The following is an 11,432-nucleotide window of genomic DNA, read 5'->3' on the forward strand; positions in this document are numbered from 1 at the left end:
ATCGCACGTCCGTCAGACCCGGATGCGGATGATCTTGCGCATCCAGATCAGGCCCATCACCATGTTGAACAGCGCCAGGCCGATCATCTTCAGGCCCATCGGGTCCGTCCATAGCACCTTCATGAAGTCGGGATTGACAAGGAGAATCATGCCGGCGGTGCAGAAGGGCAGCAGCCCGAGAATCCACGCCGACAAACGCCCTTCGGCTGACAGCACGCGGATCTTGTCGTACAGCTTCAGGCGCTCGCGCACAAGGTTGCCGATTGTGTCGAGAATCTCCGCCAGGTTGCCGCCGCTTTCGCGTTGGATTAGCACGGCAATCACGAAGTAGCGCAGGTCATTGACGGGCACCCGCTTGGCCAGGTTGGTCAAGGCTTCATCGAGCGATACGCCGTAGTTGATTTCTTCGAATGTAGTGTGGAACTCGGGACCCATGGGCTCCTTAATCTCTTGCCCGACCATGCCTAGCGCGCTGGCGAAGGAGTGGCCGGCACGTAGTGCACGGGCAATCATGTCCACCGCGTCGGGAAGCTGCGCCTCCAGCTTCTTCAGGCGTTTGCGCCGCTGCGATGCGATGTGCAAGACCGGCAGCGCAGACATGAGCAACGCGCAGGCCGTCACGATGCCAAACGGGACCGGCAGCAACGCACCTACTGCCAGCACTCCGGCGCCAGTCAGGATGGTGTATCCCAGGAGCTGCGCGACCGACCAAGCGCTGCCGGATTGCTCCAGCCAACGGTCAATCGTGCTCACGCGGGGGAGGCTCATCAACCAGCGCTGGAACTGGGGCGATTCGCTCAGCAGGCGTTTCTTCAGAATCGAGAGCTGTTCAGTGCCGATGTGTCCGCCCGCGGACAGCGCGCGGATGCGGGCATCAACGCGCTTGGCCTCGGGGCCGTGGTAGTTGTTCCACCACTGGTAGACCCCCTCGATGCAGAGTACGACGGCCGCGAACAGCAGGATTGCGAACGCGTAGAAGATTTCGTTCATTTAGGGTGCCCCCGTTTCTAGATCGCGCTTGGACCACACTGGTGGTGGCTCTGGCTTCAAGCCTTTAAACCTCAAAGTGCCTTTGCGGGTCAAAGGTCTCGTCTGGCAAGCCCACCCCGAACACGCGCAGTCTTTCGGCAAATTTCGGATAGACACCTGTGGCGCGGAAGTGCCCCTTGACGGAGCCGTCTTGCGCGATGCCCGTGCGCTGGAAGGTGAAAATTTCCTGCATGTTGATGACATCGCCTTCCATGCCGGTGATCTCCTGGATGCTGATGACTTTGCGGCGCCCATCCGTCAAACGCGCCACTTGAATGATCACGGTGATGGCCGAGGCGATCTGCTGCCGGATCGTCTTGGGTGGCAGGTTCAGGCCTGCCATGTTCACCATGTTTTCCATGCGCGTCAGTGCATCGCGCGGGGTGTTGGCGTGCACGGTGGTGAGTGACCCTTCGTGACCGGTATTCATGGCGTTGAGCATGTCCAGGGCCTCGCCGCCGCGCACTTCGCCCAGGAGGATGCGGTCTGGCCGCATGCGCAGGGCGTTGCGCACCAGTGCACGCTGCGTGATCTCGCCTTTACCCTCGATGTTGGGCGGGCGCGTTTCCAAGCGCAGCACGTGCGGTTGGCGCAGTTGCAGTTCTGCGGCATCTTCGATGGTGACCATCCGCTCGTCTGCCGGGATGAAGCCCGAGAGGATGTTCAGGAGTGTGGTTTTGCCGCTGCCCGTGCCGCCCGATACCAACACGTTCACCTTGGCTTGCGACAAGGCTTGCATCAGCTTGGCCATGGGCGGTGTGAGTGTTTTGAGATCGATTAGGTCCGACACCTGCAGCGGGTTGGTCGCAAACCGGCGGATCGAGAGCAGCGGGCCATCGATGGCCGAGGGCGGAATAATGGCGTTCACCCGCGAGCCATCGGGCAGGCGCGCGTCCACCATCGGGCTGGTTTCATCAATGCGACGCCCCACGCGCGAGACGATCTTCTCAATCACCTTCATCAGGTGTGCATCGTCGTAGAAGGTGACGTCGGTAAGCTCCAGCTTGCCGCGGCGTTCAACGTAGACCTGCTTGGCCGTGTTGACCAGGATGTCAGACACCGTCGGGTCCTGCAGCAGAGGCTCGAGCGGGCCGAAGCCAAACATCTCGTCATACACATCAGTGGTCATCTGCCGACGCTCGGTGTCATTGAGCAGCAGCTTTTCTTCGTCGATGATGTTGTTGACCAGGGTGCCGATCTCGTGGCGCACCTGCTCGATCGGGAAGCGGGCCAGCCGTTCCAGATCCACGCGGTCGAGCACCACTTCGTGCACGGTTTTCTTGAAGTCCCGGTAGGCGGGATGGCCCGCCACATTGTGGTGGTGCGGTGCGTGTCCGTTCATGGACAGCGGCCCGTGTTCCGGGCGGGAGAGTTGTTCGCGGATCGACATGATGGGCTCCGTCTGACTGGCGAAATGGACAGGAGAAACTCAGGCAATGTTCGGAGACGACGTCTTGGCCCGCGAGAAGAACTTGCTCAAGGAGAAACCTTTCTCTTGTGAAGCATGACGATCGTTCTCGCGCGCTGTGGCGAAGACGTTGCCTAAGGCCATGAGCGCCTTGGTCATGGCACTGCTGCGGTGATGCTGGGCAATGGGCATGCCCTGGCAGATGGAGTCATCCACCGCGGCCGCATCTTCAGGAAGCACATGGAAGAGCTTCTGTCCGAAGACTTGCTCCAGCGTGCTGCGTGGTAGCTCGTCGCGCTTGCCATGCCGGTTGACCAGGATGCGCAGCTTTTCGGGGGGGTAATGCAGGCCGTGCAGGATATCCAGCAGGCGCCGCCCCGTGCGGGCAAAGGCAATGGTCGGCTGGACCACGACGCAGATCTGGTCGCAGTGGTCGAGCACCGCAATCGACAGCGGGTTGATCGCCTGCCCGACGTCCACCAGGATAAAGTCGTAGATCGGTGACACCAGCGAGAGCACGTACTCGATCTTGTCCTTCTTGATCTCGCCCGCCTTTATCGGATCGCTGGCGCCGGCCAGGACGTCAAAGTCCTTGGCTACGCGTGTCAAGCACGCTTCCAGGAAGGCATCGTCCAGCCGGTCGACCTGTGCGCACACTTCGGACAGCGTGGCAGGTGGCGTCTTGTTGCTCACCAGAAAGTGCGTGTCGCTGAACTGCGTGTTCAGGTCGATCAACAGCACGCGCTTGTGTTCGTGTGCGGCCAGCGTATAGCCGACGTTGCTGGCGATGAAGCTGGAACCCGCGCCGCCCTTGCTGGAGATGAAGGCGATTACGCGCGCTTCCTCGCGCGTTCTCGGGGTGTGGTTGGTTTCCAGCCGCGTGAGCGCTGTCGTCAGTTGGGCGCGTTCCAGCGGCCAAGTCAGTATGTCGCTGACGCCTGCGCGCAGTGCGCGAATCAGGTCGTCGCGCTCCTGGGTTTGCGTGACGAGGATGCACGGCAGGTCGGCGAACTGCTGCCGCAGCAGTTCGATGCTCAGCATCTGGCTCGGGCCACCGCTCGGCTGGTCGATGATGAGCGCATCCGCGCCGCGCAGTTGGCAGGCATGCGTGGACAGGCTGCCCGGTGCAGCATGCAGGTGCATGACCTGGTAGCTGCCGGCGGCGGCTACGAGGCGCGCAAGGTCAGCCAGGCGTTCACCGTCTTCGGAGGCAATCAAGATCTTGAGCATGGCAAAGCTCCCCGTTCGATCGTGTGTTTTGTATGTCGTTGCATCGCGCCGCGCATGGGCTGGCCTCGTATCAGGCTGGCGATGGCGGGTGCAGCATGGGCACCCGCCCTGTACTGTCAGCGCGAGAAGCTGCCGGACATTCCGCTACCACCGTATCCACTGCCGCCGAATCCGCCGTACCCACCGCTGCCGGTGCCAGTACCCCCAGCGGGGAAGCGGGTCATCGAGCGGTCATAGTTGCTCATGGCGGCCACGGCGGCTTTGCCGTCATAGCCATCCAGAGCGGGCAAGCCGGCCGGTGCGTCGGGATTGATCACCTGTGCTTGCTTGACGCTGGTGACGGCCTCACCGAAGTGCTTGTCCCAGTTGGGTGTCGTGGTCATGCAGGCAGTCAGGGCCTGGCAAGCCAGGATCACGAGTGCGGCGCGTTGCAGGTATTTAAGATTGGTGTTCATGGCATATCTCCACATGGTTCCCGGGTTAGCGTGTCTGCGGGGTTGTGGTCGTGTCGGCCACTGCCGTCTGCCGGCCCTGCGTCTTGGTTCTGGCCTGGGCCAGCCGTGCCGCAGTGGCTTCGATTCGGGCAACACGCGCGGCATTGTCGTCCGTGGGCGCCGTGGCCGATGTTGTAACGGGCGCGGTTTCCCAAACCGGTTGCGCGGCCGCCGGTTTTTCGGGCGCACCGTTTGCCGGCTGCGTGGGCGGGGCGATGCTCACCTCAGTGCGTGGTGCAGGGATGACCGGAGCGACCGGTGCGGGCGCAACCGGAGCCGGCATCGGCGCCTGCGAGCTGGGGGCAGCGGGTGCGCTCGGTACCTGCGCAGGTACCTGCGGTGCCGTTGCAGGTGCGGCGGCCGTTGCTGGTTTGGCCGCGCGGTTCTTGGCGCCGGAGCCTTCCATGTTGCCCGTCAGGTAGACGGCAAGCTCGTTGGGCGTCGAGAAGCTGTCAGTCGGCAGCGGATACGAGGCCGTCTGCATTGGCTGCACCAGGCGCGGCGTGATGACGATGACCAGCTCCGTCAGGTCATGCTGGAACTGCGTGCTGCGGAAGAGGGTGCCCAGGACGGGGATTTCACCCGCGCCGGGCAATGCCTTCAGTGAGCCGCGCGCGTTGTCTTGCAGCAGCCCACCGATGGCAAAGCTCTCTCCGTCACGCATCTGCACGGTGGTGGAGGCGCGCCGCGTGGTGATGAGCGGCAGGATGGTCTGGCCGTTCGTGTTGGCACCGGTGACAGTTGCGCCCGTGGGCGAAAGTTCCGATACCTCCGGTGCCACCTTGAGGTTGATGCGGCCATTGGCCATTACGGTTGGCGTGAACTTCAGGCCAACGCCATACTCCTCCTCTTGCAGCGTGATGGTGGGAGCGCCACCTGAGCTGCTGCTCTGCGCAACCGGGATGTAGATCTTGCCGCCTGCCAGGAAGCTGGCTTCCTGGCCACTGAGCGTGACGAGATTCGGCTCGGCAAGGATCTTCACCAGGCTGTCGTTCTTTTGCGCATCCAACTCAACCTGGAAGGGCCGGTTGTTCGCCTTGTTGGCAAAGAACCCGGTAGACGAGCCGGTCAACAGGGAGGTCAGGAGGCCGCCGCTCCACGAGCCGAATCCGCCTTGGACATTGAGTGCCGAGCCCAGCTGGTTCAATAGGGTCTTCGACACTTCCGCCACCTTGACTTCCAGCATGACCTGCTGCGGTGTATCCACGATCATCATGTTGATGACGTTGGCACCGCCGGCGGCACCACCACCGCCGAGTGCACCTGCCGCACCGCCGCCCTTGTCCGCACCGCTTTGTGCAGAAGCTGCATAGGCGTGGGCGATTTCCATGGCTTGCTGCGCCGCCTGTGCGCTCGACACGTTGCCGGCCAGTACAAGGCTGTCTGCCGCGGTCATCACGCGAATCTTGTTTTCACCCGGCATCAGCTGCGCGAGCGAAGTCTGCAGGCCACCGGCATCGGCGTTAACTACCACATTGACGATGCTGCAGGCGCCGCTGCGCCCCTGCACGATCATGTTGGTGGTGCCCACACTGCGGCCCAGCAGATACATGGATTGCGGCGACACCATGGTGGCCTGCACCACAGCCGGATTGCCCAGCGTGCGATTGCGCACGGGCTCCGGCAGCGAGATGAGCGAAGACTTGCCAACCGGCACCACCACGCTGCTTTCGCCGCGCACGGCGCCCGTGCAGTTCGGCCCGCGTACATCGGCCACCGGTGCGGTCGCCAGCGCCGGGTTCATGCTGATCGTCATCTGCACCGGTGCGGATGCACCGGCGCGAGACTGCATCACGACCGGTGCTGTGGTGGACTTGGCTACGGCGCCTGCCTCCATGGCCGCTTGTGCTGTCGCATGCGTAGGCATGCAGAGCATGGCACCGGCGGCACTCGCCAGAATGAGCATGCGTGTGCTGCCGAGGACCTGTACGCCACGTAGCGTGACGTTGGCGCCATTGGTTTTTTGGTTCGTCTTCATATCTCCCCCCCCGAGGGTCTGCTGCACAAGGTAAAAATGCGGTTGATACGCTGTGGCTGGTTAACCTCGACTTGCGCTACGTGTTGTGTTGAAGGACTGTCAGGTGTGTGGAGGGTCAGAAGCATTCCATGCTGCCTTGCACGCCGGCCAGCACACCGATGCAGTCGCGCTGCCGGATCGGGCCCGAGGCAACGTGGCGCACCTTGGCGGTTGCACGTGTCGTGCTGACCATCACCACCTTGGGTGCGGGCTCGGCTGCGGGCGTGCCCAGCAAGGTGCCCTTGGTGGCGCCGCCGGTTGCTGTGGCGGCCACGTCGACTTGGTTGCGCAGCACCAGCGAGAGCGTTCCCACGCTGCGCGCCACATCGAGCTTCTCTGCCTGATCGGGTGTGACTTCCAGCGTCACCGCGTTGACGACCTTGGGCTGGGTATCGTCCCGGCTGACTTGCTGCGCGACTGCCAGCACCAGGATCTTTTCGAGCACGATCTTGGAAATGCTGTTGTTATTGTTGCTCGCGCTCTTCGCGTCTTCGTTGGTGTTGACGATCACGTCGACCAGGTTGCCCGGCAGCGCAAAGCCCGCTACGCCCACCACGTCATTCACACGTACGGTAATGGCGCGCTTGCCTTCCGCGATGACGGCGGAAAGCCCGCCCTTGGTACCGATGGGCGCGAGCTTGTTTTCCAGAATCGGTTCGCCTTTCTGCAGGCTGGCGCGCACCACGCGCCCTTGCAACGCCTTGGGGTCGTCAAACGTGCCCGGTGGCAAGCTGCCCGCCGGCCAGCTGACCGTGCGCAGCTGCTCATTGCCCAGCGGTTGGCCGAGGTCCATGTCGCTGGCGGCCACCACGACTTGCTTGACTGAGCTGGTTGACTGCTGAGACAGCCAACGTGATGCAGAGACAACGGCCGCGATCCCCGCTACCAATGCGACGATCAGCATCACGATTGCACGCGCGTTTTTCATGATGAGTTCCCCCTTCTGAGATCAATAGAGCGGATCGAATAGGCAAGGCTCAGGTGTGAGCCTGCTTGTCCTGCCGCCAGCCCATACCCGCACTCATGGAGTCGGTTGCCTTGAAATCTGTGTGCGAACAGAAGTAGATGTCCCACGCGCGGCGCAGTGCCTCTGCGGTTACCTCGGATGGGCCACCGTGGTACTGGACGGCCGAGGCCACCAAGCGCAGCAGATCGCGTGGAATGCAGGCCAGCAATGGTTTGCCGCTGACTTCGTGCAGCGCTTCGCGCAGATAATCGAAGGCGGCATCAGCGTTCTGCAGGCCGAGATCCTGCGCAGCGCGCAGGTAGACCTCGCGATAATCGGCCACCGAGAGCGGGCCCACGTAAAGCTTGCTGCCGAGCCGGCGCAGGAAGGCGTCGTCGCCCAACTGAGCCGGTTCAAGGTTGGTCGAGAAGACGGGCCACACATCGAATGGCACGGAGAACCGCACACCATTGCGCAGCGAGAACATGTCGACGCGGCGGTCCAGCGGCACGATCCAGCGGTTGAGCAGTTCGCTCACGCCCACTTGCTGGCGGCCAAGGTCATCGACGATGTAGATGCCGCAATTGGCCTTCATGTGCGGGGGCGCCTGGTAGAAGCCGGTCGTGCCGTCATAGCGCAGCTCCAGCATCTCTAGCGTCAGTTCGCCGCCCGAGAGCACCGCGGGCCGATGGCACATCTGCCAGCGGCGGTCCAGCGGGCGACGCGCCACGGGGCCGTCTTCGTCTTCCTGCGCTACGTGCACGAGCGGGTCGAAAATCTGGATGATCTCGCCGGCGATGGTGATGGCGTATGGCACCGGCACCGTGCCTGGCAGCAGCATCCCGAGGTGTTGGGCAAGATAAGTTTTGCCACCGCCGGCAGGGCCGTAGAGCATCAACGCACGGCTCGTGTTCAGCGCGACGCCCACATCGTCGAGCAGGTCCGGCGGCATGACGAACGTGCTGAAGGCGGCGGTGACATCAGTCTTGGACAACGAGGCGAACTGGATGGAGTGCCGTTGAACGGATTCAACATAGGCTTCCAGCGTGACAGGCGCGGCACCGACATAGCTGCAGCGCGCGGTGAATTCGGCAGCGCGGACATAGCCGGCGTCGGTTAGGTGAAAGCGCACGTCCAGGTCGTTGGCGCCACGGTGGGCGACTTCCAGCATGCGCTCGCGCACGGCGTAGGCGGCCACTTCATTGATGACCATGGCGGGGAGCTTGATGGTGTCCATCAGCATGACCAGCGTGGCGCTGCGATGCAGGTAGGCCACTTTCATGAGCAGGCCGAGCAGCAACGAGATGTCCAGGCCCGTTTCGGCCACGGTGCGCGGCAGGATGTGCCATGGGGCAGCAGGCTCGCGACGGGCGGCGTCCAGCCCGGTGGGCGATGGCACCGCCTCCAGCGAGCGCGGCGCATGTTGGGCGTGCCCGAATTCTGTGTGCTCGATTTTTTGGTCCCCGATCATCTTCATCACCATTTGGCTGAGTGAATACGAAGTGCGCGCCCAGATGTGCAAATCGCGCATCAGGCCGACGCAAACAGGACTGCAATCGTGCCGGCGGCAATCGCAACGCCGTACGGCAACGTGCCCACCGACCAAGAGGCATCGGCTTGCGGGGTGGGCGCGCCGGCTTCCCGGCTGACCTGCCCCGACGTCAACAGGACGTCGCGCAGGTTCCGGCGCAGCTGCGCCATGCGCTTATGCCGGAGGGTAAATAGCAGCGCCCAGATGCCGCCGATCACGAACGTGGCCATTGCAATCTCAAAGGCCATGAACGCACCAAGCCACGCGCCTACGGCAGCCATGAGCTTCACGTCGCCCGCAGCCATACCGCGCAGCAGATAGAAGGGCAGGAAGATCGCCAGGCCCGTAAGCCAGCCACACGTCCACTCCAGCGCGCCATTGCCGAAGCCATGGACTGCTACCTGCAACGGCAGCGCCGCAAGCCATGCACCGAAGGTCAGCCAGTTCGGGATGCGGCGATGCTGCGCGTCGATGGCCGCCGCTATCAGTGCCACGCCCATTGCAACGGGGCCAATCATTGACGAGAGCAGGGTGGCGTCGTTCATGGTGTCCTCGGGTTCTTTGGTGCGGTTGCGTGTTCAGTTCAATGAGGTCGGGTCTTGCAAAAGTTGTAGTTATTCGGTGCAGCGCAACATCACGGGATGGCCGCAGCGATCATTTCGTAGAGAGACTTCACACCGCTACCCAGCGCCACGACGGAGCCGAGAATGACGATCGCGATAAGTGAACCCAGCAGTGCGTACTCGATCGAGGTAACGCCTTGATCGTCGCGCAGCCACTTCCTGGGGTTGATTGGCTTATGCATGCTGGTCTCCTGCGTAGCGCCGGTAGCTGACCGAGTTGACAATCCGCTAGAGCGCGGCTGCAATGTTGGAGAACACCGTACTCAGATTCGTGCCGACGAGCTGAACGGAAGCGATGATCACCACGGCGATCAATGCCGCGATCAGGCCGTATTCGATCGCAGTGACAGCTTGTTCGTCGTACAGGAACTGCTGTAGAAGCGTGCTGTAGCGGTTCATGACAATCTCCCTTTGACCCTGTTAGAAGTTTTGCCCGTTGTTGCTGGAGCGTGGGTTGCCATGTTCATGGCAACCCACGCTTGCACTCGCTTGGCATGCATTGCTGGGCATCAATGCAGTGAGCCTCGCGTTTGCAACATCGGTGCACTTACAGTGCCGCGGCGATGTTGGAGAACACCGTGCTCAGGTTCTGACCCACGAGCTTGACCGAGGCGATGATCACGACTGCGATCAGGGCGGCGATCAGGCCGTATTCGATGGCGGTCACACCATCTTCATCACGGGCGAATTGCTTGAGTGCGTTGAGGTAGTTCATGACAATCTCCTTCAGTGGAAAAAATGCGCGTTCGAAAAGCCAGAATGAAAGAGGTCATGTCGGCGGCGCACAGATGGCACAAGCATGAAACGGCCAGCAGCCTTGGCTGCCGTCACCTGCCCGCAGGAACTCACGTGACACGCACCGTGCGGTGTCGCGCAGCGTGCTGTCCCGTGTGGGCGATGTGAGCGCGTTGTTGGTCGGCATTTGTCTCGATCCCTTTTTTTCAATTCGATGCTTTGAATTGGAGATTCCGTTTCGCTTCGCCTTCTGCTGTGAACTTGCTGCTCCCCGTTCAAGGCGGCGGTGACGATGTCCTGCGATCTGGCATAGGCAAGAGCTGGGCCACCCCCGTGCACTTCCATGTGCGACAAGGCTTTGCGGGCGATTGGCTGAATTCGAGGGCGCGTGCATGACGGTTGGTGCCCGCGTTCTCGGGGGCGGAGTTGCCAGGGGGAAACGCGTGGCGCGGCACGTCGATTTGGATGAGGCTACGTAGGGATGACGCAGCACAGGGGTGTCCTCATTCAAATGGACAGGTGGGGGGGTAGCGTAGTGGATGGTGGAAATCGCCGTCGGGTAGGCTGGGGGTCTGCGTCAGCCTCCTCACCGTGCCCCAGCCGAGGGTGTGTCCATAGCGGGGCGACGTTTCCGGATGGAAACGTTGATGGATCCTCCTGGCGTATCGCTCTGATGGTTGCGCGTAGCAAGGCTGTAGCCACAACGCATCGCGGGAAATGTCCCCGCGCTTCAGTGCTGAAACGTCGATGCAATTTCGACGCTCGGGCGGCGCTAAACACAGACCGCAGGCGCGTGCCCTACCTTGCCTTATCCGAGTGCACGAACAAGACTGGGCTCTAAGACCCGCCCGCGGCGTGAAGCTGTCGCGCGCGTGACGAAGCCCCACTCAGCGCAGCGCAGACATCGTGTGCCGCGCACCACCCGGAACCGACGCGAGGAGCAGCATGAGCCAGAGATCTGTGCGTCTGCCAGCCACGCGCAGCGCCGCAGCAGCAATTCGTGCAACCGTTGAGCATGCTGCTGGCCACTGGATCGATCTGGCCCGAGTGCGCGCCTACAGCGGTGCGCTGCTGGTTCTGTTCTGCGTGCTGCTGCTTGGCTGGGCCTGGACGAGCAATGGCTTTACCGATGTGACGATGGCGCGTCCTGGAACGGATTTCTCGGCGTTCTGGGGCGCCTCCTATCTCGCGCTGACGCAGGGCCCTCTGCAGGCATACGACGTGCGCCAGCTGACTGCGGTGATCGCCGAGCATGGAACGTTGGGAAGGGGGGCTGAGCTGATCCTTCCCTGGCTCTATCCGCCGACCTTTCTGCTGATGGTCTTGCCGCTGTCGTTGTTGCCGCTGACCTTGAGCTACCTGCTGTTCCTGGCCGGCACGGGGCTCGTCTATTTCAAATCAATCGGCATGTTGACGGGG

11 protein-coding genes and 1 pseudogene are annotated in these 11,432 nt (G+C 62.4%); 1 reads left to right on the top strand and 11 read right to left on the bottom strand.

Annotated features, from left to right (window positions below; all coding sequences use genetic code 11):
- Window positions 1-12 precede the first annotated feature (12 nt).
- From BEK68_RS01220 to BEK68_RS01270, 11 genes are all read right to left on the bottom strand, one after another.
- Window positions 13-990, bottom strand: coding sequence for a type II secretion system F family protein (locus BEK68_RS01220; protein WP_004629708.1), 978 nt, complete (start codon window positions 988-990; stop codon window positions 13-15).
- A 64-nt stretch (window positions 991-1,054) separates the two neighbouring features.
- On the bottom strand, window positions 1,055-2,419 hold the full coding sequence (locus BEK68_RS01225) for a CpaF family protein (RefSeq protein ID WP_012435004.1): 1,365 nt from the start codon (window positions 2,417-2,419) through the stop codon (window positions 1,055-1,057).
- Between the two features lie 39 nt (window positions 2,420-2,458).
- Window positions 2,459-3,667 carry an AAA family ATPase gene (locus BEK68_RS01230; RefSeq protein ID WP_004629703.1) on the bottom strand — a complete coding sequence of 403 codons (1,209 nt, stop codon included), beginning with the start codon at window positions 3,665-3,667 and terminating at the stop codon, window positions 2,459-2,461.
- A gap of 116 nt (window positions 3,668-3,783) precedes the next feature.
- Entirely contained in the window at window positions 3,784-4,122 is a 339-nt protein-coding gene (locus BEK68_RS01235) for a hypothetical protein (protein WP_004629701.1), read from the bottom strand.
- A 25-nt stretch (window positions 4,123-4,147) separates the two neighbouring features.
- A complete protein-coding gene (locus BEK68_RS01240; RefSeq protein WP_012435005.1) occupies window positions 4,148-6,139 on the bottom strand; it encodes a type II and III secretion system protein family protein in 1,992 nt (663 codons plus the stop codon).
- A 115-nt stretch (window positions 6,140-6,254) separates the two neighbouring features.
- The gene (gene cpaB / locus BEK68_RS01245) at window positions 6,255-7,106 is read right to left on the bottom strand and encodes a Flp pilus assembly protein CpaB (protein ID WP_004629697.1); all 852 of its coding nucleotides are present in this window, start codon (window positions 7,104-7,106) and stop codon (window positions 6,255-6,257) included.
- Window positions 7,107-7,155: 49 nt separating this feature from the next.
- Window positions 7,156-8,595 carry an ATP-binding protein gene (locus BEK68_RS01250; RefSeq protein WP_249262877.1) on the bottom strand — a complete coding sequence of 480 codons (1,440 nt, stop codon included), beginning with the start codon at window positions 8,593-8,595 and terminating at the stop codon, window positions 7,156-7,158.
- 59 nt (window positions 8,596-8,654) lie between these two features.
- Window positions 8,655-9,200: an A24 family peptidase gene (locus BEK68_RS01255; RefSeq protein ID WP_004629693.1), complete on the bottom strand. Its 546-nt coding sequence runs from the start codon at window positions 9,198-9,200 to the stop codon at window positions 8,655-8,657.
- 89 nt (window positions 9,201-9,289) lie between these two features.
- The gene (locus tag BEK68_RS01260) at window positions 9,290-9,460 is read right to left on the bottom strand and encodes a Flp family type IVb pilin (protein ID WP_004629691.1); all 171 of its coding nucleotides are present in this window, start codon (window positions 9,458-9,460) and stop codon (window positions 9,290-9,292) included.
- Window positions 9,461-9,506: 46 nt separating this feature from the next.
- A complete protein-coding gene (locus BEK68_RS01265; protein WP_004629689.1) occupies window positions 9,507-9,677 on the bottom strand; it encodes a Flp family type IVb pilin in 171 nt (56 codons plus the stop codon).
- A gap of 148 nt (window positions 9,678-9,825) precedes the next feature.
- Window positions 9,826-9,993 carry a Flp family type IVb pilin gene (locus tag BEK68_RS01270; protein ID WP_004629688.1) on the bottom strand — a complete coding sequence of 56 codons (168 nt, stop codon included), beginning with the start codon at window positions 9,991-9,993 and terminating at the stop codon, window positions 9,826-9,828.
- A 965-nt stretch (window positions 9,994-10,958) separates the two neighbouring features.
- Here BEK68_RS01270 and BEK68_RS01275 point away from each other — a divergent pair.
- Window positions 10,959-11,432, top strand: a pseudogene (locus BEK68_RS01275) (DUF2029 domain-containing protein); the annotation flags it as partial.

The sequence above is a fragment of the Ralstonia pickettii genome, assembly GCF_001699815.1.
Lineage (GTDB): Bacteria > Pseudomonadota > Gammaproteobacteria > Burkholderiales > Burkholderiaceae > Ralstonia > Ralstonia thomasii.